We start from the raw sequence: 21,254 nt of genomic DNA, 5'->3' as shown, positions 1-21,254 counted from the left end.
AGGACGGAGAAGAAAAAAAGCAGACAAAAATTTCGTATTTAAGTCTTTAGAAATAAAGGAAGTGGAGTCGAGGGTCTTTCGACTCCATTAATAAAGACTTTTAAATTACCTAAACATAAATCCAGAAGGACCTCTCCCTACTTCAAAGCTTCGTTTTTCAACTCCGTCTTCATCCAAAACAGTCACAGTGCCATTTCCTTGAAATCCGTTAGAATTGGTTACGTAGATTTCATCCAAAACTGGGTCATAACCAATTCCATAAAATCCAGATCCCTCATACCAAGTTGGATCAATCGCAGATCCAAAAATATCCAAAAGCGCGATTCCATCTTGGTAATCAGGCCAGCCTGAACTTGTCAGAATGTACATCACGCCATTTTCATCAATAGCAAACTTCCCGGTTGCATTTGAAATTGGATAATGAGTCGTGGTTGCTAGCGTAAAGTTGTCCAAATGGAAGCTGTAAAGAATCAATTCATCACCATTTGGCGAGAATAGGTAGATTTTTCCATCGGCTTCAAAAAATCTAGATGGACTTCCTTCTACCTCAATAGTTTCGATCAATTCTGATTTTTCAGCATCAATCACCTCTACTTTTCCTTCCTCAGAACCAGCAACCAACACGTATTTCCCATAAGAAATCAAATCTTCAGGCTTTCTTGAAACAGCAATTTTGGTTGAAACTTCACCTCCCAAGGTGTTGTTCACCACAGCGATGTAGGATTCAGGAGTTGCGTAACTCGCATCATATGGCCCGTAATCTGAGATAAAAAGTTTCCCTGAGTTGACAGTAAGAGATCGTGGTTGATCCAAATCTGCAGTCACAGATCCCAAGCTGGTGAAATCACCAGGATTCACTACTTCCACTTTTCCGGTATTTGCTACCAAATAAAGCCTGTCGTTTTCCAAAACCATATCCTGAAGCAATCCGGCAAATGGTCTGGCATTGGCCTCTTCAAAAATATTGGCCTTTAACTCATCCGTGGTGGAATTCAAATGATAAACTTCTCCGTCATTGGATCCGAAAGAACCTTCGTTCATAATTAAAATTCCCGAGTCAAATTCTCCTAAAGGGATTTCAGGATCATTTTCGGTACAGGCAAAAAGAATGAAAATTAAGGCAAAAGCCTTGCTGAACTGTAGTAGTCTAAACTTCATAGTTGGATTGATAAATTAAAATGATAAGATCTTCCAGGCATAGGCCTGAGGTATAAAACTTGATAGTTGGTGTCAAAAAGATTTTGAATTCGGAATTGCATTGGAATCTTGATTTTTCCGATTGAAAACCCTTCATAGGAAAGGCTGGTGTTCCATAGTGTAAATGGATCCATTGTCCTAGGATTGTCGGCAGTGACACTTCTTTTCCCTGTATAATCTCCCGCGAGTGAAATCGAAAAGCTATTTAACTTTCCTCCAATTCTCATAGTGGCCTGATGTTGCGGTGTATAGGGTAATTGTTTTCCCAGAGATGGATCAATTTCAGAAATACCCTGAAGAGAAACAGCCCTGTTGAAGCTGTATTGCCAATTTGGTGTCCAAAGTATTTTTCCTGTTTGAAATTTGGCCTTTCCTTGATATTCAATTCCTTCGGATCGGACTTTTCGGATATTTTGCGGTGACCAAATCGATCCATTGGGTAGCCAAATGATCCAATTGTCCACATCCATCCAATATCCGGTCAGGCTTTGCTCAATTTTCTTGAATTGCCAATGAAGCCCAGATTCTGCATTCCAACTTTCTTCTGGTAGTAAATCAGGGTTCCCTCCCGGTTCCCAAAACCGATCATTGAGTGTGGGGACTTTGAAGCCCATACTTCCTGAAGCTTTGAAAGTTAGGGTATGAGCTTCATTTTCTTTGATCTTCCAGTCCAAGCCTAGGCTTGGAATCAAAGGTTTGAAAACATCGAGGTAAACTAAATGCCTTCCATTGAAAGAGAAAATCAGCTTTTCATTTGCCTGGAACTGGATGGATTCAAAAAACTCGATTCGTTGATCAGTTGCTGAATAAGTGCTTAAATCTCCCTTGATGAAGGAAAATCTTGTTCCAGCATGAAACTTCCACTTTGTTTCCGTTGAATAATCCCATTCCGCTCCCAAAAACAGCTGTCTCGTTTTGCTCAGGCTTCCGTTAAATATCAGATGGTCCTTAACAAGTCCTGTTTTAAAAAGCCATGCGCTCTTTTGCCTAAAAATTTCATAATCCAAGGACCATTTCCAGCTTTCATCCTCCTGCAAATCGCGGGTATTGGAGCCCATAGGAGATTGAATTTCCCTATTGGCTTTATTGAACCAAAAAGAGCTGTTTAGTAACTGGTTTTCTTTGATTTTCCAGGAAAGGTCTTGAACGATTCCATACTGATTGACCCGGCCATGATCCTGTTCAACTGTTGGAGTTCCAGACTTGGAAAGGTCTTCAAACCGGTAATTGTTTTGAGTAAAAAGCCTATATGCTTTGGTTTGAAAAGCCAATTTTTCAGTAGAAAACCCTGCTTTAATTCGCGTATTGTATGTGCCAAAGCTTCCGAATTCCTGAGAAAAGAGAAGCTGGGGTTTTTGGGAGAATTTTGCATTACTTCTCAATTGGATACTCCCACCGATCGATTCATTTCCGATTAAAGCTCCCGATGATCCGAATTGTAGATCCGCCTGATCGATTGCCAAGATTGGAATCAAGGAAAGATCACTTTGTCCCAAAGAGGGGCTGTTGATAGGAAGTCCGTTCCAAAAAAGGGCAGTATGACCTGCTGAAGTCCCGCGGAATGATGGTGATGAAAGCATTCCAGGTCCATATTGACGGACGGAAATAGGACTGGTTTCTTGCAAAAGATCAGAAAGGGTTCTGCTATTAAATTCTTGGATATCTTTCGAAGTCCAAGCAATTGCTTTTTGGCCTTGGCCAAATCTCTGGTAGGCAGGAGCGATCACTTCAACCTCTTTGAGAGACAAAGTATCCAATCCTTCAGTTTGAAAACCGAAGGTCGACATAAACCATACGAGCAAAATCATGCCTGATCGAATTAATTTTCAATTCGATTCGGGCTTGAAGAGAAATAGGAAGAAATCAGAATGGGGATTCCCAGTCAATTCTTCATCGCTTTTCCTCCGAAAGCACTGAATCAATAGAATCAGGCAGGTCTCCTGGCTCATCTGACTTTTGCCAGCCTTCTCAAACGTTCCTGATCGGATCAGGATTGCTCAATGGCGTGGGAAGCAAAAGCTTTTTCTGTTCGGTTTTTTTGTTGAACAAAATCAGACTTACAGTTGCGGGGACAGCTCCGGTATCGCACCGGATTCCCTATTAATCCAAGACTCGAAGCTTCGAATCCGGAACCTGTTTCTGCCGCAAACTTAGACTCAATTTTGATTTGAAACAATCGGGTTTGAAAAGATTTTTTGTATTCGGAAATATCTTGTTCTTACTTTGAGGGCGAAAAAATCATTGAATCTTGAAAATCCTGAATAAATTTTTTAGCCCGCTTTTAGCTTTGATAATTCTTTTTTCATGCGCAGAAAAGAGTGCTGAAAATGAAAAACTTACTTTAGAAAATATTCCTCTTTCTTATGCACAAGGTTTTGATATTCAAGAGGGTGAAGGTTTTTGGGTTTTGACAGTTACTCAACCTTGGAAGGGTGCTGAGCAAAGTTTCAAATATCTGGTTTTGGAAGAGGGAAAGTCTGGTCCTGCAGGAGAATTTAATGGAGTGATTCAGCTTCCTGTCGAAGAAGTGATTTTGACTTCCACCACTCAAATTCCTCATTTAGATCTTTTGGGAGAAACTCAAAAAATGATTGCTTTTCCGAATTTGGATTTAATTTCTTCGGAAAAAGTTTGGGATAGAATCAGTCAAGATTTGGTGAAAGATTTGGGATCCGCACCATCTGCAAATGTGGAGATGATTCTGGAAATGGAACCCGATTGGATGATGGTCTCAACATTGGGGGAAGATTTGAGGAATATCGATTTATTGAATCAGGCGGGGATACCCACTCCGATCAATGGAGAATATGTGGAACAGCATCCTTTAGGTAGGGCAGAATGGATCAAATTTACCGGTGTACTTTTGGGGAAATTTGAAGAAGCCGATTCCGTATTTAAGAGTGTAGAAAAAGCATATTTAGAAGCTGAAGCCTTGGTGAAAACCATTCCAGATTTCGATAAGCCAACTGTTCTTTCTGGAGTATTATATCAGGATATTTGGTATGCGCCTGGATCAGAAAGTTGGGGAGCTAAAATCCTCGAAAATGCAGGTGGAAACTACATTTTCAAGGAACAAAAAGGAACCGGAAGTCTTGAGCTGAATTATGAATATGTCTTGGATCAAGCCATGGATTCTCAATTTTGGATTGGCTCAGCAGATTTTAATAGTCTTCAAGAAATGGGCGAAGCAGAACCGAGATACAAGGCTTTTGAAGCTTTTAAGGAAGGAAATGTATTTACTTATACTGCGAAGAAAGGTCCTAAAGGGGGATTTGAGTATTTTGAGTTGGGATATATGAGACCTGATTGGGTTTTGAAGGATTTGATCAAGATTTTACATCCTAATTTATTACCTGATTACCAGCTGTATTTTTACAATCAACTGAATGAAAATTAGTAGAAATGGAATCTTGCTCGCTGGAGCATTCATAGTGCTTATTTTTAGCTTGTTGCTGAATGTAAGCTTAGGCTCTGTTTCTATTCCTATGCCCACTATTTTGGAAGGGCTTTTTTCAGGGAGCTGGGATAAAAATTCATATGAGCAGATCATACTAAATTACCGTTTTCCCAAGGCGCTTGTAGCGATTTTGGCAGGTGTAGGATTGAGTATTTCCGGTCTTCAAATGCAGACTTTTTTCCGAAATCCATTGGCTGGGCCCTATGTTTTGGGAATCAGTTCTGGGGCTGGATTTGGTGTAGCCATTTTGATTTTAGCGGGATCCATTTTCGGTTTTGCTAGCAATGCCATGAATCCTTGGGCCGTTGCAGTTGCGGGTACTATGGGAGCAGGATTGATCTTGGTTTTGGTGAGTTTGGTTGCTTGGAGGGTGAAAGATAGCATGACTTTATTGATTGTAGGAATCATGTTCGGAGCGGCTGTTTCCTCAATTATTTCTGTTTTAGCGTATTTCTCAGGAGCAGAAGCTCTGAAATTATACACGATTTGGTCGATGGGTAGCTTAGGAGGCTTGGGATGGGCTCAAGTTACTTTGCTTTCTGTAGTTATCCTTCTGGGATTGATTCCGGTTATTTTTTCCATTCGAGCTTTCAATGCCTCTTTATTGGGTGAATCATATGCGGCAAGTATGGGGATCAGTCCGCTGAAATTGCGATGGCTGATGATTATCAGTACCGGTTTGATGTCAGGTGCTGTGACTGCTTTTTGTGGGCCAATTGCTTTTGTCGGTATTGCTGTTCCACATGTGGCAAGAATCATCTGGAAAACTGCAGATCACCGTATTCTTTTTCCTGCTTCGGCACTTTGTGGATCAGTTTTGTTGCTTTTGTGTGATGCGATTGGTCAACTTCCAGGCTCTGCACAAAGCCTTCCAATCAATGCGGTAACTTCCCTGATTGGAGCTCCGATTGTGATTGGTTTAGTTTTAAAAAGAAATTTCAGTAAAGAATTTTAGGATGAAGAAAGCTGTTATTTCTGGAAGAAATCTAAGTCTCGGTTATCAAAAAGGAGATAGAAAGAGAGAGGTCCTTCATGGATTGAACTTTGATTTGTACACTGGACAATTGACATGTCTCTTAGGCTCAAATGGAGTTGGGAAAACTACCTTGGTCAAAGCGATTATGGGAAGAATTCCTGTTTGGAATGGGAAATTGTTGGTAGAAGGTAAAGAGCTTTCTGCACTTAATTCTAAGGAGCTTTCCAAAACTCTCGCAGTGGTATTGACAGAGCCGATTGTAGCTGGAAATATGACTGTTGGTCAATTGGTGAGCTTGGGTAGAACACCTTATTTGAATTGGTCGGGGTATTTGTCCGCACATGACAAACAAGTGGTAGAAGAGGCTTTGATTTCGACACAGATTTTAGAAATCAAGGATGAGAGATTGAGTGAAATATCAGATGGCCAAAGACAAAAAGCAATGATCGCCCGTGCTCTTGCTCAGGATGCACCGATCATGATTTTGGATGAACCAACTGCTCATTTGGACCTGGTCAATCGATTTGAGATTATGCAATTGCTTCATTCCATTTCTCAGTCTCAAAACAAAAGTATCTTGGTGATCACTCATGATTTGGATATTGCTTTGGAGACTTCCGATCAGCTTTGGATTATGAAGAAAAAGGAGAAATTAATCGCTGGATTAACCGAAGATTTGATCGTAAAAGGACTGATTGATTCTCTTTTTTCTAAAGAAAAAATCCATTTCAATTCTAAAAGGGGGAAGGTAGAGCTTGAGAATAAATTGGCAAAGTTGGATTTCGAGGGTGATGAATATCTTGCATTCTGGATTCAGAAGGCCCTGGGAAAGGCAAATATTTATGATGTGAAAAGTCCTGTCAAAATTCATGAAAACCCATTTTTTATCCATTATGAGGGCTTGGAATTCAGCTCGATACAGGAATTTGTAGCCTTTTTATTTTTAGGAGAATAAACATCAATTCATTTATAAATCTATAAAACCTATCAAAAAAGTAGAGAATTGCTTTATTGAATCACTTTTTTCATATATTTGTCACACTAATTATTTGTATGACACAAGAGCAATTCGCAAAATATTCCTTCCTGCTGGACCGCACTGCAAGAAAAGTCAAGCAATATGCCCAGCAACAGTTCAAGTTAGGGGATTTTGATGTGACGGTAGATCAATGGTTGGTGATGAAAAACCTTTCAGAAAATGGTCCGATGAGTCAGACTGAGTTAGCTGGATTGGTTTTCAAGGATCATCCTACTTTGACTCGAATCATTGACCTATTGAGCAAAAAGGGGTATGTGGAGCGAGTTCCGCATCCTCAGGATAGGAGAAGCTTTCAATTGCACTTGACGGATTCGGGAGTGTCGAAAGTCGCTGCTCTTCGGCCTCAGATTTTAGAAATTCGAGAAAAGGCTTGGGAAAATCTGAATCAGACAGATTTCGATGAGTTTAAGCGGATTTTGAATACCATCTACCAAAACTTGGATGGACAAGAAATAGAAGAATAAGAATAAAATTTAACATAGAAAATCCAGGGATTTCCCATAAAGAACTTCGATATGATTCACACTGATTTATGTATCATTGGAGCAGGCCCGGTGGGCTTATTTGCAGTTTTTGAAGCAGGTTTGCTTAAGATGCGCTGCCATTTGATTGATGCTTTGCCTCAAGTAGGTGGACAGCTTTCAGAGATTTATCCTCAAAAGCCAATCTATGATATTCCAGGATATCCAGAAGTTAAGGCTCAAGATTTGGTTGATAACTTGATGGAGCAAATCAAACCTTTCAAACCTACTTTTACATTGGGTGAAAGAGTTGATCATCTAGACAAGCAAGAAGATGGATCTTACATTGTGACTACAAGCGATAAGACTCATGTGCATGCCAAAGTAATCGTGATTGCAGGTGGTTTGGGATGTTTCGAACCTAGAAAGCCAGTTTTGGATAATCTGGAAACTTTTGAAGGAAAAGGAATCACTTACATGGTGAAAAATCCTGAGACTTTCAGAGGTAAAAAAGTGGTCTTAGCAGGTGGAGGTGACTCTGCTTTGGATTGGACTATCTACCTTTCAAAAGTTGCTGAGAAGGTTACTTTGGTTCACAGAAATGAGACTTTCAGAGGAGCACCAGATTCAGCTGCGAAAGTTTTTGATTTGGCTAGTGAAGGAAAAATCGATTTGATTCTTTCTGCCAACTTGAAAGAAGTTGGAGGTAATGGAGTGTTGAACTCCGTAACTCTTCACGACAAAGCCAAGACTGAAATCAAAATCGACGCGGATTATTTGATTCCACTATTCGGTTTGAGTCCGAAATTGGGGCCAATTGCTGACTGGGGTCTTTCTATTGACAAGAATGCCATAGAAGTAGATACTCGTGATTACTCTACCGGAGTGGAAAGAATCTACGCGATTGGTGATATCAATACCTATGAAGGAAAATTGAAATTGATCCTTTGTGGATTCCATGAGGCAGCCATCATGATGCATTCTGCCTTTAAATATGTGTATCCAGATCAGAAATTGAGTTTCAAATACACGACTGTTAATGGTGTAAATACATTTTAATTCTATTTTTGAATCATGGTAAATTTCACTGTAGAAGATCACGACGGTAACCGTCAAGAAATAGAAGCTCCTGATGACATGGGCTTCAGCCTAATGGAGATTTTGAAGGCTTCAGAATATCCAGTATTGGCAACTTGTGGAGGAATGGCACTTTGTGCTACCTGCCATGTGGAGATTTTGGAAGGAAAAGACGAATTGGGAGAAGCTACTGATGTAGAATTGGACCAATTGGAAAATCTTCCAGAATACTATCCAACTTCAAGATTGGCCTGCCAAATCCGAATCGGGGATATTTTGGAAGGAGCAGTAGTGAAGCTAAGAGGAGAAGACGTCGTCTAAGGCGAAAAGATTTATAGTTGAAAACCACCTCAAAAGGGTGGTTTTTTTTATTTTGAGGCTAATCAGTTAAACAATTTCTGTATGAAAGCTTTATTTCTCTCGCTCTTATTTTTTCTTCCTGCCTTTGTTTTTGCTCAAATATCTGATGTGCAAAAAGAAAGTTCATTGAAGATCAATCAGTTGATTCATGCTTATTCAAAAGCGAGAGAAGCGAAAGATTATGAACTTTTGAAATCTATCCTTACTGAAAATGTCGATCAATTGGTTTCGAATGGGGAATGGAGAAATGGTATCAATGAGGCAATTGAGGGAATGATGGCAAGCTCCACTTCCAACCCTGGCGAACGTTCATTGGAAGTAGAGAAAATCAAATTTTTATCCGATGAAATAGCGGTTGTGGATTGTCGCTATTTGATTTCAGTACCGAATGGTGATCAAAGAAAGCTCTGGAGTAGTTTTGTGGTTGTTTTATCCAAAAAGACCTGGAAAATCTCGGCAATCAGAAATATGAATCCCGGAAATTAATTTTCTAAACTTGTATCAAATTAGTTGTCACCAACGTATTGAGAGTAGTTTTTAGACTATTCTTATGAGATACATTTACATTTTATTTTTGCTTTTGGCAGTTTCTTCCTGCCAGATTTTTGAGTCTGATTCCAAAGATTACACTTTGGAAGAACTAGAAATTCTCTATGGAGAAATCCAAGAGCTATCCGAATCAAAATCCTGTACTAATTCCTCAGAATGGAAGTTTGTAGCATTGGGAAGTAAGCCTTGCGGTGGACCTTGGGAATATATCGCTTATTCTTCTTCGATTGATGAGGCTAAGTTTTTGGAAAAAGTGAAGACTTACAACAAGCTTCAAGCGGAGGATAATGAAAAAAATGAAAGGTTTTCCGACTGCATGTATGTAAGTCCTCCTAGCACTGTGGTATGTGAAGGTGGGAAACCTGTTTTTCAGTATGATTAAGCTTATTGTTTCGTTTTGAAACAATCTTTTTTTTGGTTTTATTGAAAGGATATTCCATATCCTATGAAAACCCATTTAGCCTATTTTATCCTTTTTTTTGCTTTCGCCTGTTCTGAAAAGAAGCCAGATTATTCAATAAATATTGATGATGTCTCTGTTACTGGTGGGAGGATATCAGGATTTTTCTCGGCAAAAGATTCCATCAAAATATTCAAAGGAATTCCATTTGCAGCTCCTCCATTAGGTGAGTTGAGATGGAAAGCACCTCAACCGGTGATTCCTTGGGAGGGAGTTTTGGAGACTAAAGAAAATCCTGCATCCTTGATGCAAGGTGCTCCTGTTCCGTTTTTTGCTTGGTCAGAAGAATTTCTGATTCCTAAAGAACCGATTTCTGAAGATGGTTTATACCTGAATGTTTGGACTCCTGCTAAAGATGAAAGTGAAAAACTTCCCGTAATGGTTTGGGTACATGGGGGTGGATTTAGTGCAGGCTCAGGCACAGTTCCTTTGTATGATGGTGAAGCTTTGGCTAAAAAGGGGATCATCGTAGTTACTATTAATTATCGATTGGGGATTTTCGGCTTTTTGGCTCATCCTGAATTAAGCGCTGAAAATCCTGATGGAATTTCGGGAAATTATGGAATTTTGGATCAGATAGCAGCTTTAAAATGGGTCAATGAAAACATTGCTGCATTTGGGGGAGATCCTGATAATGTAACAATTGCAGGCCAGTCCGCTGGTGCATTTAGTATCAATGCCTTGGTAGTTTCTCCCCTTGCTAAAGGGTATTTCAATAAGGCAATTGCTGAAAGTGGAGCGATGGTCAATCGAGGCTCTGGATTAGTGGGAGGATTGAAAAGCTCTGAAGAACGATATGCACAATTACTGTCTGATAGCGGTTTGACTTCAATTGAGAAAATGAGAAAAATCCCTGCAGACAGCTTGATGAAAATTCAAGGTTGGTTTTTTCCTGTAGTGGATGGCGTGGTAATTCCTTCTGTGAAAGAGGCGATTATAAGTAAAAATTCTTCTGATGTCCCTCTTTTGACTGGCTGGAATGCAGATGACAATGTGAGTTTAGGCCCTCCGGTTTCTATGGAAGAGTTTGAAAAAAATGCGGTGAAGCAATATGGTGGAAGAGCGGGTGAATTTTTAGAGCTCTTTCCCGCAAAAGATGAAGTGCAGTTGGCAGAGAGCCAAGGTGTGATTTCTGAATTGAATTTTGGAATGCAAAATTATTCTTGGGCAAAGCTCCAAAGCTTATACGGAAGCCAACCAGCGTATTTGTATTATTTCACTCGGATTCCACCTGGAGAGCCTAATTATGGGGCTTTTCACTCCGCAGAATTTTCATACGCATTCCACACTCTCCATTATTGGAATAGATCTTTTGAAAAGATTGACTATGATTTGGAGGAAAAAATGTCGACTTACTGGGTGAATTTTGTGAAAACAGGGGATCCGAATGGAGAAGGTATGCCCGAATGGCCAGTCTTTAATCCCGAGGACCCTTTGGTTATGGAATTGGGAACGGAAGTGAAATCTATTCCTTTGCCTCATAGCGCTCAGATAAGATTTTTAGAGAGTACAATTCAATAAAATATGCTCGGGTTATTAGGTGTATTGACCATCGGACTTCTCCTTTTTTTGATTATTTCAAAAAAGACTTCGGCAGTAGTTGCTTTGATTCTGGTCCCGGTTTTGGCGGGGATTATTGCCGGGAAATTTCAGGAGTTGCCTTCCATGATTTCCAGTGGTTTGGTTAGTATAGCTCCAACTGGAGTCATGTTTGTTTTTGCGATTTTATTTTTCGGAGTTCTGATGGATGCTGGGACATTTCAGCCAATAATTTCTCGGCTTTTGAAACTTGCAGGAAATGATCCTGTAAAAATTGCTTTGGCTACAGCCATCCTAGCAATGATGGTTCATCTGGATGGTTCTGGAGCAGTCACTTTCTTGGTGGTGATTCCTGCCTTGCTGCATATTTATGATGCGATTGGCATGAATCGGCTGACACTGGCAAGTATTGTTGCTCTGTCTGCCGGTACGATGAATGTATTGCCTTGGGGCGGACCGACTATTCGGGCTGCTTCTGCTTTGGACATTTCAGTAACGGAGCTATTTAATCCATTGTTGATCCCATTTTTGGTGGGATTAGCAACAGTCTTTGGAATCGCATTTTACCTAGGGAAAAGAGAAAGAAATACCATTCCTTTTGTAGAATTAAGTAAGAATTTGGAAGGGAAAATTGAGCCAGCCATAAAGCTTCCTTTATGGAGGTTTTGGGTAAATATTGCCCTGATTTTGTTTGCGATTCTAACAATCGTCATGGCTTGGGCGCCTCCTTATGTGGTTTTTATGATAGCCTTTGGATTAGCCCTACTGATTAATTTTCCAAAAGTTTCAGACCAAAAAGAAAGAGTGGATGCCCATGCGAAAGAGGCCTTGTTGATGGCGAGTATTTTATTTGCTGCAGGATGCTTTACTGGGATTTTAAAAGGAAGTGGGATGATGGATGCAATGGCTTCGGGAATCCAAACTGTCCTTCCTGAATTTCTGGGTAGGCAATTACCTTTATTGACTGGGATTCTGGCAATGCCGTCCAGTTTGGTCTTTGATCCGGATTCCTTCTACTTTGGGATTTTACCACTTTTAGCTTCTACCGCTGAGACATTTCAAGTTAGTGGAATAGAGGTAGGTCAAGCGGCTATTTTGGGTCAGATGACCACTGGTTTCCCAGTAAGCCCTTTGACGGGATCCACTTATTTGCTGATTGGATTGGCAGGAGTGGATTTGGGTGACCATCAGAAAAAGACCATTCCTTTGGCTTTTTTGGTGACCTTGGTGATGCTTTTTGTTTCTGTTTTGATTGGTGTGATTAGCGTGTGATATGAGAGAAAAAATTAGAATTGGTTGTGGAGCGGGGTTTTCTGGGGACAGAATTGAACCTGCTTTGATTTTGACCGAAAAAGGGAATTTAGATTACCTCGTATTAGAATGTCTGGCAGAAAGAACAATTGCTTTGGCGCAAAAGCGTAAACTTCAAAATCCCGATTTAGGATATGATGTTCTTTTGGAAAAAAGAATTTCAGGATTATTGCCTCTTTTGGTGAAAAATAAGACACGTTTGGTGACAAATATGGGAGCAGCCAATCCCATTGCAGGGGCAAAAAAGATCATTGAATTAGCAAAAGAGCAAGGGTTGGATGTCAAAGTTGCTGCAGTCATCGGGGATGATGTATTTTCTTTTTTTACAGGAAAAGAAATCTCGATAGAAAATGAAAGGCCGATTGATTCCTATGGAAAATTAGTTTCTGCTAATGCCTATTTGGGTGTGGAAGCAATTTTGCCTGCTCTCGCTTCAGATGCTGATATCATATTAACAGGAAGGGTGGCAGATCCTTCTTTGTTTTTGGCTCCAATGATTCATGAGTTTGGGTGGGAAGTCGATGATTTTGAAAAAATGGGAAAAGGAACTGTCTTGGGGCATTTATTGGAATGTGCTGGGCAAATAACTGGCGGTTATTTTGCGGATCCGATCAGTAAACCTATTCCTGACATGGATATTTTGGGACATCCTTTTGTGGACATTTTTTCAGATGGACAAGGTTTCATTTCAAAAGTAGAAGGTACTGGAGGAGCTATCACAGTTCAAACAGCCAAAGAGCAGCTTTTATATGAAGTGTTGGATCCTTTTCATTATTACACTCCGGATGTGATTGCTGATTTTTCAACGGTTAAAATCGAAGAGATATCAAAAAATCAGATTCAAATAAAAGGGGGAGGAGGTAGTTCAAAACCGGAAACTTACAAGGTGAGTGTTGGATATGAAGCAGGTTTTCGAGGTACTGGCGAAATCTCTTATGCGGGAGCTCATGCAGTAGAGAGAGGTGAGTTGGCAGCTGAAATCATGAGTTTGAGATTGAAGGATAAAATAGAAAATCTCAAGATTGATTTGATTGGGATGAATTCATTGCATCCTGCTGAACTGGCTCAAAATTCCCAACCATATGAAGTCCGACTTCGGGTTACTGGAATGTGTGATTCTCTACCATTGGCACAGGAAATTGGGGAAGAAGTAGAAGCTTTGTATACCAACGGGCCAGCAGGTGGTGGAGGGGCAAGAAAATATGTAGAACAAGTAGTTGGAGTCATTTCAACTCTGTTAGAAAGGGATCAAGTTAAACCAGGTATTCAATTATTTTCCACATGAAAAAGTTAGCAGAAATAGCACATAGCAGAGCAGGTGACAAAGGAAATATTTTAGTGCTTTCCTTGATTCCGTTTGATCCCTCAGACTTTGAAATGCTTGTTAACAAAGTAACCGCAGAGTCTGTTAAGGAGCATTTAAAAAATCAGGTCAAGGGCACTGTTACGAGATATGTTTTGCCTGATTTGAAAGCTATGCAATTTACCTGTACAGATGCTTTGGCAGGAGGAGTGACAACATCCTTGTCTTTGGATGCCCATGGGAAAAGCTTGAGTTATGCCTTGCTAGAAATGGAAATCTGATCAATCGAAAATCTCAACACCTAGTGTTAATTCCAATTCAGCTGGCTGCTTGATTACATCCTCGATTTCTTTTTTGATTTCTTCAAAATCGCTTTCATCCAATTGTTTTTTGGAAAGAATGGTCACTGAAAGTCGAACGGGGTTTAGGCCGATGACTTTTACGTCTCTCATTAAACCATGGGGGATTTCCTTTCCGCTTAACTCTTGAATCAATTGGTTTTCTAATACCATGTTTCTAAAGCTAAAAATCAAAGGAGCGGTAACAAGAACAAGGATTCCCACACTGATCAATAATCCCTTTTTTGCCAATTGAAAAGGGCTGAAACCTAATAGTAGGAAAGTCAAAGAAGCTGCCATTACTATCCCCGCCAAGTTGGTTCCCAATAACAAAAAAGCTCCCCAAAACACGTTCCATTCTCCCCATCCCAAGCCGATTCCTGCTACCGCCAATGGAGGAACCAAAGCAACAGAGATGGCTACACCCGCTAGCGTTTTGGCGATTTCTTCCTTAGAGTATGCAAATGCTCCAGCTACTCCCGAAACTATGGCTATTCCCAAGTCCAATAAATTGGGCCTTATCCGGGATTGAATTTCCGAATTCATCGAATGCAAAGGTGTAATTAGAGTAATCATGCTGGCAAAAAACAAACCTATAAGTACACCCCAGAAAATGGTAATCAGGCTATTCTTGACCAATAATTGATCCTGTCTCAAAGCTCCCATTGCAAGAGAAATGATAGGAGCCATTAATGGTGCGAGAATCATTGCTCCGATCACAACAGGAGTGGAGTTGGCGAATAGTCCAAAGGACGCTATCAATGTTGACAGCGCCATAAGCACCAAATAATTTGATGAAGTCTGGGCGTTTTTTTTCAGAAGTATAAAAAGCTCTTTAAACTCATCCGTGGTAGCATGCCTTACCCAAGGAAGGTATCCTCTAGTCAATTCTTCTCTTAGTTTTCCAGTGGGAAGAGCTTTCAGATTTAGTTCTTTCTTTTGAGACTCACTCTCCTTGGTGGATTCGAAATAGGTTTGAATTTTTACTTTTTCAGGTCGAATTTCAAGTTCTAACTGATTCGATTTTTCTTCATTTCCGTCAATCGCATATTCAAACTCTTTCTCGCTTTCAATTTTTAGATTTTTTGTTGAGATGTAGCTCAAGAATTCGGGAATCGCACTTCCTTTCACTGGAAAGAAAAGATTTTGCATCCCAAATTGAATGATAGAAAATAGACTTTTAGGTGCCAAAATAATCACATGCATCAAGCCTTCATTGAGTCCTGAATCTTTGATCACTCTTTTGAAAATGAGATTGCTTTCACAATGGGAAACTGCCAAAATACCCAATGCTGCAATTTCCAAAGTCTTGGAACTTTCGCCTTCTCCGTAGGTGATTTTGTAATTGTGAAGCTTTACTTTCTGAAATAGTTTTTTGAATCTCGAAAATCGATCAGCAATATTTTTAAAAAATCCTTTTTGGATGGAGTCATAGAGAACCGAAAGAGAATCGCCGATTACCAAAGAATTGAGACAAAGCTGATCATTGATAGATAGTAAATCGTAAGCAGGAGTCTTTCCCTGTTCTTTGAAGGCATTGAAGGCGGCCTCTTTAGAATTGGGAACTCCAAAAGATCTAGCCAGTAAGGTTAATTCAGGATGTGGAAGGAAATGAATGCCAGGTGAGTTTTCTCCAAGTTTTTCTATTAGATCTTTCCCTTGTTCATCATTTAGCCAAAGTAATAGATTGTTATCTTCAGTGAAATCTGAAAGGGAGAGTTCAGAAAATGAAATCTTTTTGTTTGGTGCTGGATCCAATTTTTCGAAGAATGAATCTCTTTCTTCTTTATCAAGATTTGGATCGAAAATAAGGGAGTAATTATTCATATTCCGAAATGAAAAAATGAATTAGTTGAATACTAAAATAGAAAACACTCGGGTCAAATCGGGTGTTTTTTGTGATTATTCTTCCTTGAGGAGTTTTTCTAAAATCTCTATGGCAGCCTCCGAAAGGACTGTTCCTGGACCAAATACAGCAGCTACTCCTTTGTCATAGAGGAACTGGTAATCTTTGGGGGGAATGACTCCGCCTGCAACCACCATGATGTCTGGTCTTCCCAATTTCTTCAGTTCATCGATCAATTGTGGAACCAGTGTTTTATGTCCTGCTGCCAAAGAAGAAGCGCCTACCAAATGAACGTCATTTTCAATGGCCTGCATAGCAACTTCCTCTGGGGTTTGGAATAGTGGGCCGATATCCACATCAAAACCCAAATCTGCAAAGCCTGTTGCAATTACTTTTGCACCTCTATCATGTCCATCTTGCCCCATTTTGGCAACCATGATGCGTGGTCTTCTTCCTTCCATTTCCTCAAATTGATCGGAAAGTTGTATAGCTTTTTTGAATGAGTCCTGATTTTTCACTTCTGCTGCATAAACTCCAGTGATAGATTTTGTCTGGGCTTGATGTCTTCCGTATGCCTTTTCCATAGCTAAAGAAATCTCTCCTAAGGTAGCCCTTTTTCTTGCGGCATCCACCGCGAGTTCCAACAGGTTGCCTTCGCCCGATTTTGCACATTCGGTAATCCTTTCTAAAGATTGTTCCACCTCTTTGGAATTCCTTTTTGATTTAACATCATTGATTCGTTCGATTTGAGATTTCCTTACCGAATCATTATCCACTTCCAAAAGCTCAATGTCCGATTCCTCATCGATTTGATATCTATTGACTCCGACGATTATATCTTTTCCACTATCAATTCTAGCTTGTTTTTTTGCGGCTGCTTCTTCGATTCTAAGCTTAGGAAGTCCTGCTTCATTGGCTTTGGCCATTCCTCCCATTTGTTCAACTTCCTCAATCAATGTCCAAGCTCTTTCAACCAATTGGTCTGTCAAATATTCTACATAATAGGAACCTCCCCAGGGATCGACAACGTCCGTAATTCCAGTTTCATTTTGAAGAATTAGCTGGGTATTTCTAGCGATTCTAGCGGAAAAGTCTGTTGGTAAAGCAATGGCTTCATCCAAGGAATTCGTGTGTAGGGATTGAGTTCCACCCATTGCAGCAGCCATAGCTTCGATAGCCGTTCTCGTGACATTATTAAATGGGTCTTGCTCGGTCAATGACCAACCGGAAGTCTGGCTATGCGTTCTTAATGCCAGTGATTTTTCATTTTTTGGATTAAACTGCTTGACGATTTTAGCCCACAGAAGTCTTCCCGCTCTCAGTTTGGCTATTTCCATGAAATAGTTCATGCCAATTGCCCAAAAGAAAGATAGTCTCGGTGCAAAATCGTCTATGTCCAATCCCGCTTTTATTCCTGTTCTGAGATATTCCAATCCATCCGCCAAGGTGTAAGCCAATTCCAAATCTGCCGTTGCTCCAGCTTCCTGCATGTGATATCCAGAAATGGAAATTGAGTTGAATTTGGGCATATACTTGGATGTATATTCAAAAATATCCGCAATGATTTTCATGGATGGCTGTGGAGGATAGATATACGTATTCCGAACCATGAATTCCTTTAAGATGTCATTCTGGATAGTTCCACTCAATTGTTCCGTCTTTACCCCTTGTTCCTCAGCAGCAACAATGAAGAACGCCATTACAGGAATTACTGCTCCATTCATAGTCATGGAAACGGACATCTGATCCAAAGGAATTTGATCAAAAAGGACCTTCATGTCCTCAACTGTATCGATGGCAACTCCTGCTTTTCCAACATCACCTACTACGCGGGGATGATCCGAATCATATCCCCTGTGTGTTGCTAGATCAAATGCAACGGATAGTCCTTTTTGACCAGCAGCTAAGTTTCTTCTATAAAAAGCATTAGACTCTTCTGCGGTTGAAAAACCTGCATATTGGCGAATGGTCCAAGGTCTAATTGCATACATCGTGCTGTAAGGTCCTCTTAAATATGGAGGTATTCCGGCTGCAAAATGTAGATGAGGCAGCTTCAGGATTTCCTGTTCATTGAATGAATCAGGGATTTGTATTTGCTCAGGTGAATCCCAATGTTGAGAGAATTGATTTGCCTTTTCAGAATTGTGGTTTTTCCAATTTTTAAAATCAGGTCTCATTGGGCAAGGGATTTTTCAAGTAAATAGCTAGCTCTTGTTGGGCTTAATTGGAATTCTTCTTCCTGGAAATCCAGAAACTCTATGTTGTTTTCTAATTTTTTGGAAGGCTGGTATTTATTAGCTCCAACTTTGACTAGGGTCTCATTCAATATTTGGTTTTGAATCAGGACTCTTGTCTCTCTGATTGATGTTTGAAGTTCTCTTGTTTGGAAAGACATCAACCAACCACCTTTTGATTCTAGGTTTACAATATTTGACTGGACTATACCACAAATTTCAGATTCCAAGCTCCCTAAGTAATAGGATCCGGAACTTGGGTCTACCACCTTGTCTAGGTAAGATTCTTCTTTTAGTATTAAAGAAACATTTTTAGCAATCCTTTTTTCCAGTGTATTTGAATTTTCACCTACAGTAGGAATAACCCAGATTGAATTCGAGCCACCAAGAACACTTGCCATGGCTTCATAAGTTTGACGAATCAGGTTTGAGTTTTTATCAAGAAACGAGTGGCTCCATGTAGAAGTAGAGCAAATAAGATGGATGTTCTCTGCTGAAATCTTCGCATCAAATTGATTAGCGACCGATGAGAATAAGTTTCGAAGTGATTTCAACTTGGCGATTTCAGGGAAAAACTCTTCTGCAACAGAGGAGTGTATCATCATGTTTTCAAAACAGGTTTTTGCTTCAATTCCTAAATCAGTTAGAGAAGAGACAATTTCTATGATTTCCCCAAAGCCAAAGGTGAGTTCTTGAATTCCTGTTCCTCCGCTGTTTCTATATGTTGAAAAATCCACACAAATAGGATAGAAAGAAGGGTATTCCTTCCAGTCTGAGATCACTTGCTGAGTAAGTGCGATTTTCTTTTCAAAATCTCCATTCGTTTCCAAAAGGTCACCTGTTGGAGACCACAAAAATCCTCCATGAAGATCTGATTGATTAAGGTCTATTTGCTGAATGAACTTTGAGAAAGAAAGAAAGATCACTCCTGCATTTTGAAGAGGTTTGAGATATATATGTATATAAGGCAGCAATACATCCTTGAGCAATTCGCTCCAATTTGGGTCACGATCTAATTCCATAACTATTGCATCCGCTCCATTTTCAAGAGCGGCTAAGATTTCTTTGTTTTCAGTTTTGTCGTTGGATGGACTAATCGAAACTGAGGTAGACCATGTTCTAGGAGGTAAACCTGGGATTTCTGCAGGTGGAGAAAACCGGTTTTGAATTGGCTTTTCTTTTAAATCTTCTGAGGTATAGAAGGGCTGTTGTTGTATTTCATTCCAAATGGTTTTTACCAACGTTTGGTTGAAGTCCTTGCCTTTTAGGTCCTTTTCAATTTGGGATTTCCAATCAATCTTCGAGGTGGTTTTGAATGGATAAAAGTCTTTTTCAGTCATATTTTGGGTAGTCAAGTTTCAGTATCATGAATGAACTGAATATTTTCTAAAAATAAAGAATTGAAATTCAAACCGCTACCTTTTTGGAAATTGAAACTTTTGAATAAAGTTCTGTTTTAAATGAAGGTGAGGGGTGAATTATTCGGAAGATTAGGACTTTGTTTACTAAAGATTTTAAAGAAGAGATTCTAATCAGGAAGAAAAATTTAAAACTTTTCAATCCTGCTTAATTTTTCACTTTTTCAAGGTGAAATCGATTTTTTATTTAACTGAATTTTGTCCAAATTTGACACCCTTGTACTAATCCGTCCGGGTCATTGTTTTTCAGAAAACTTCTCTAATGAGTTCAGAAGCTAGCGCAGTTTGGAATGAATGTTTACGTGTTATTGAGCAACACGTCAGTGAGCAGAGCTTTTCTACTTGGTTTAAGCCCATAAACCCAGTGAAATTGGATGGGACCAGTCTGACCATTCAAGTACCTAGTCAATTTTTCTACGAATGGCTGGAGGATAATTATATCCAAGAATTAAAGCTTGCGATCAAAACTACCCTTGGTCAAAGTGGTCGTTTGGAATATGCGGTGGTGGTAGATAGAGGAAATTCATCTAATAGTCCGATTGCGGTTTCTTATCCACAAGGAAATCACGGAAACAAAAAGACTTCTTCTCAGCCTGTACAAGAGCAAAAGACAACTCCATTTGAAATGGAGTCTTTGGGTGCTGAAGCTTTGACGAAAAGTAATTTGAATCCAAACTATACCTTCAATACCTATATAGAAGGGGATTGCAATCGTTTGGCACGATCTGCTGGCTTTGCTGTAGCTACCAAGCCAGGGATAACTTCTTTCAATCCATTGATGGTTTATGGAGGGGTTGGCTTAGGTAAGACTCACTTAGTTCAGGCGATAGGGAATGAAATCAAGAATGGGCCGGAGGACAAGTTTGTCCTTTATGTCTCTTCAGAAAAGTTTGTGAATCAATTCATGGATTCCATCAAGGATGGAAATGTGAAGAGTTTCACGAATTTTTATATGCAGGTAGATGTGTTGATAATTGATGATATCCAGTTTTTGGCTGGAAAGGATCGGACACAGGAAATGTTCTTCCATATTTTCAATCATCTTCATCAAAGCAAAAAGCAGATCATCATGACTTCAGATTGTCCTCCAAGAGATCTGAAGGGACTAGAGGAGCGATTGCTTTCGAGATTCAAATGGGGCTTGACTGCAGATTTGCAGATGCCAGATTTTGAAACGAGGGTAGCTATCATCAGAAGAAAGATGCAATCCGAAGGGATTTTTATTCCTGATGATGTAGTTGAATACTTGGCCTATACGGTCGATACGAATGTTAGAGAACTGGAAGGTATTCTTATTTCTTTGATTGCACATGCTTCATTGAACCGTGTTGAGATCAGTCTTCAGCTTGCAAAAACCGTGATGAAAAACATCATCAAGGATATTGAGACTGAAGTCGGGATTGAATTTATCCAGAAGGCCGTATCAGAATATTACGGGATCAACCAAGATGACTTGAAGGCCAAAACCAGGAAGAAAGAAATAGTGGTGGCAAGACAAGTAGCCATGTATTTTTCAAAAGAATTTACTAATCATTCTCTAAAATCGATTGGGTACCATTTCGGTGGAAGAGACCACTCCACTGTGATTCACGCTGTTACTACGGTTAATGACTTAATAGAAACCGACAGTACTTTTAGAAACTCTGTGAATGAATTGAAGAAGAAATTTAAGATGAGATCGTATTAATA

General features: G+C 39.8%; 18 protein-coding genes and 1 riboswitch. Of the genes, 13 read left to right on the top strand and 5 right to left on the bottom strand.

Annotated features, from left to right (window positions below):
* Positions 1-105 precede the first annotated feature (105 nt).
* Both BUF13_RS19660 and BUF13_RS19655 read right to left on the bottom strand, forming a co-directional pair.
* On the bottom strand, positions 106-1,158 hold the full coding sequence (locus tag BUF13_RS19660) for a YncE family protein (protein ID WP_073573543.1): 1,053 nt from the start codon (positions 1,156-1,158) through the stop codon (positions 106-108).
* Positions 1,155-3,005: a TonB-dependent receptor gene (locus BUF13_RS19655; RefSeq protein WP_073573542.1), complete on the bottom strand. Its 1,851-nt coding sequence runs from the start codon at positions 3,003-3,005 to the stop codon at positions 1,155-1,157. Before BUF13_RS19655 ends, BUF13_RS19660 begins: the two co-directional genes overlap by 4 nt.
* A gap of 105 nt (positions 3,006-3,110) precedes the next feature.
* Positions 3,111-3,349: riboswitch (cobalamin riboswitch) on the bottom strand.
* 96 nt (positions 3,350-3,445) lie between these two features.
* On the opposite strand from BUF13_RS19655, the gene BUF13_RS19650 reads away from it, so the two are divergent.
* From BUF13_RS19650 to BUF13_RS19595, 12 genes are all read left to right on the top strand, one after another.
* Positions 3,446-4,594, top strand: coding sequence for an ABC transporter substrate-binding protein (locus BUF13_RS19650; RefSeq protein WP_073573541.1), 1,149 nt, complete (start codon positions 3,446-3,448; stop codon positions 4,592-4,594).
* Complete coding sequence (locus BUF13_RS19645) at positions 4,584-5,609, top strand: iron ABC transporter permease (RefSeq protein ID WP_073573540.1); 1,026 nt, start codon at positions 4,584-4,586, stop codon at positions 5,607-5,609. Before BUF13_RS19650 ends, BUF13_RS19645 begins: the two co-directional genes overlap by 11 nt.
* Position 5,610: 1 nt before the next feature.
* Positions 5,611-6,585, top strand: a complete 975-nt coding sequence (locus tag BUF13_RS19640) for an ABC transporter ATP-binding protein (RefSeq protein ID WP_073573539.1) — start codon at positions 5,611-5,613, stop codon at positions 6,583-6,585.
* Between the two features lie 98 nt (positions 6,586-6,683).
* A complete protein-coding gene (locus BUF13_RS19635) occupies positions 6,684-7,133 on the top strand; it encodes a MarR family winged helix-turn-helix transcriptional regulator (RefSeq protein WP_073573538.1) in 450 nt (149 codons plus the stop codon).
* Positions 7,134-7,184: 51 nt separating this feature from the next.
* The gene (locus tag BUF13_RS19630; RefSeq protein WP_073573537.1) at positions 7,185-8,189 is read left to right on the top strand and encodes an NAD(P)/FAD-dependent oxidoreductase; all 1,005 of its coding nucleotides are present in this window, start codon (positions 7,185-7,187) and stop codon (positions 8,187-8,189) included.
* A gap of 15 nt (positions 8,190-8,204) precedes the next feature.
* Entirely contained in the window at positions 8,205-8,528 is a 324-nt protein-coding gene (locus tag BUF13_RS19625) for a 2Fe-2S iron-sulfur cluster-binding protein (RefSeq protein ID WP_073573536.1), read from the top strand.
* A gap of 81 nt (positions 8,529-8,609) precedes the next feature.
* Complete coding sequence (locus BUF13_RS19620; protein WP_073573535.1) at positions 8,610-9,053, top strand: nuclear transport factor 2 family protein; 444 nt, start codon at positions 8,610-8,612, stop codon at positions 9,051-9,053.
* 64 nt (positions 9,054-9,117) lie between these two features.
* Entirely contained in the window at positions 9,118-9,498 is a 381-nt protein-coding gene (locus BUF13_RS19615) for a hypothetical protein (protein ID WP_073573534.1), read from the top strand.
* A 63-nt stretch (positions 9,499-9,561) separates the two neighbouring features.
* Positions 9,562-11,097: a carboxylesterase/lipase family protein gene (locus BUF13_RS19610; protein ID WP_083586531.1), complete on the top strand. Its 1,536-nt coding sequence runs from the start codon at positions 9,562-9,564 to the stop codon at positions 11,095-11,097.
* Positions 11,098-11,100: 3 nt separating this feature from the next.
* Positions 11,101-12,387 (top strand): CitMHS family transporter, encoded by a 1,287-nt coding sequence (locus BUF13_RS19605; protein ID WP_073573533.1) that lies wholly within the window; start codon positions 11,101-11,103, stop codon positions 12,385-12,387.
* Between the two features lies 1 nt (position 12,388).
* Positions 12,389-13,711: an acyclic terpene utilization AtuA family protein gene (locus tag BUF13_RS19600; RefSeq protein ID WP_073573532.1), complete on the top strand. Its 1,323-nt coding sequence runs from the start codon at positions 12,389-12,391 to the stop codon at positions 13,709-13,711.
* Positions 13,708-14,010 (top strand): AtuA-related protein, encoded by a 303-nt coding sequence (locus BUF13_RS19595; RefSeq protein ID WP_073573531.1) that lies wholly within the window; start codon positions 13,708-13,710, stop codon positions 14,008-14,010. The genes BUF13_RS19600 and BUF13_RS19595 overlap by 4 nt, the downstream gene beginning before the upstream one ends.
* On the opposite strand, the gene BUF13_RS19590 is transcribed toward BUF13_RS19595, so the two are convergent.
* The 3 genes from BUF13_RS19590 to BUF13_RS19580 all read right to left on the bottom strand — a co-directional run bounded on the left by BUF13_RS19590 (position 14,011) and on the right by BUF13_RS19580 (position 19,487).
* A complete protein-coding gene (locus BUF13_RS19590) occupies positions 14,011-15,894 on the bottom strand; it encodes a DUF389 domain-containing protein (RefSeq protein ID WP_073573530.1) in 1,884 nt (627 codons plus the stop codon).
* 75 nt (positions 15,895-15,969) lie between these two features.
* Positions 15,970-18,090, bottom strand: coding sequence for a methylmalonyl-CoA mutase (gene scpA / locus BUF13_RS19585; RefSeq protein WP_073573529.1), 2,121 nt, complete (start codon positions 18,088-18,090; stop codon positions 15,970-15,972).
* The gene (locus BUF13_RS19580) at positions 18,087-19,487 is read right to left on the bottom strand and encodes a methylmalonyl-CoA mutase family protein (RefSeq protein WP_134204602.1); all 1,401 of its coding nucleotides are present in this window, start codon (positions 19,485-19,487) and stop codon (positions 18,087-18,089) included. The genes scpA and BUF13_RS19580 overlap by 4 nt, the downstream gene beginning before the upstream one ends.
* Positions 19,488-19,827: 340 nt before the next feature.
* On the opposite strand from BUF13_RS19580, the gene dnaA reads away from it, so the two are divergent.
* Positions 19,828-21,252: a chromosomal replication initiator protein DnaA gene (gene dnaA / locus BUF13_RS19575; protein ID WP_073573527.1), complete on the top strand. Its 1,425-nt coding sequence runs from the start codon at positions 19,828-19,830 to the stop codon at positions 21,250-21,252.
* The last annotated feature ends 2 nt before the right edge of the window (positions 21,253-21,254 follow it).

The sequence above is a fragment of the Algoriphagus zhangzhouensis genome (assembly GCF_900148515.1).
GTDB classification, from domain to species: domain Bacteria; phylum Bacteroidota; class Bacteroidia; order Cytophagales; family Cyclobacteriaceae; genus Algoriphagus; species Algoriphagus zhangzhouensis.
Note: the sequence above shows the minus strand (reverse complement) of the source record. Positions and strands in the feature narration are given on the sequence as shown.

Coding starts and splice junctions, on each gene's coding strand:
- BUF13_RS19625 (WP_073573536.1), top strand. CDS start 8,205: ATGGTAAATTTCACTGTAGAAGATCACGACGGTAACCGTCAAGAAATA.
- BUF13_RS19600 (WP_073573532.1), top strand. CDS start 12,389: ATGAGAGAAAAAATTAGAATTGGTTGTGGAGCGGGGTTTTCTGGGGAC.
- BUF13_RS19660 (WP_073573543.1), bottom strand. CDS start 1,158: ATGAAGTTTAGACTACTACAGTTCAGCAAGGCTTTTGCCTTAATTTTC.
- BUF13_RS19610 (WP_083586531.1), top strand. CDS start 9,562: ATGAAAACCCATTTAGCCTATTTTATCCTTTTTTTTGCTTTCGCCTGT.
- BUF13_RS19620 (WP_073573535.1), top strand. CDS start 8,610: ATGAAAGCTTTATTTCTCTCGCTCTTATTTTTTCTTCCTGCCTTTGTT.
- BUF13_RS19605 (WP_073573533.1), top strand. CDS start 11,101: ATGCTCGGGTTATTAGGTGTATTGACCATCGGACTTCTCCTTTTTTTG.
- BUF13_RS19615 (WP_073573534.1), top strand. CDS start 9,118: ATGAGATACATTTACATTTTATTTTTGCTTTTGGCAGTTTCTTCCTGC.
- BUF13_RS19640 (WP_073573539.1), top strand. CDS start 5,611: ATGAAGAAAGCTGTTATTTCTGGAAGAAATCTAAGTCTCGGTTATCAA.
- BUF13_RS19645 (WP_073573540.1), top strand. CDS start 4,584: ATGAAAATTAGTAGAAATGGAATCTTGCTCGCTGGAGCATTCATAGTG.
- BUF13_RS19635 (WP_073573538.1), top strand. CDS start 6,684: ATGACACAAGAGCAATTCGCAAAATATTCCTTCCTGCTGGACCGCACT.
- BUF13_RS19655 (WP_073573542.1), bottom strand. CDS start 3,005: ATGATTTTGCTCGTATGGTTTATGTCGACCTTCGGTTTTCAAACTGAA.
- BUF13_RS19590 (WP_073573530.1), bottom strand. CDS start 15,894: ATGAATAATTACTCCCTTATTTTCGATCCAAATCTTGATAAAGAAGAA.
- BUF13_RS19580 (WP_134204602.1), bottom strand. CDS start 19,487: ATGACTGAAAAAGACTTTTATCCATTCAAAACCACCTCGAAGATTGAT.
- BUF13_RS19595 (WP_073573531.1), top strand. CDS start 13,708: ATGAAAAAGTTAGCAGAAATAGCACATAGCAGAGCAGGTGACAAAGGA.
- scpA (WP_073573529.1), bottom strand. CDS start 18,090: ATGAGACCTGATTTTAAAAATTGGAAAAACCACAATTCTGAAAAGGCA.
- dnaA (WP_073573527.1), top strand. CDS start 19,828: ATGAGTTCAGAAGCTAGCGCAGTTTGGAATGAATGTTTACGTGTTATT.
- BUF13_RS19630 (WP_073573537.1), top strand. CDS start 7,185: ATGATTCACACTGATTTATGTATCATTGGAGCAGGCCCGGTGGGCTTA.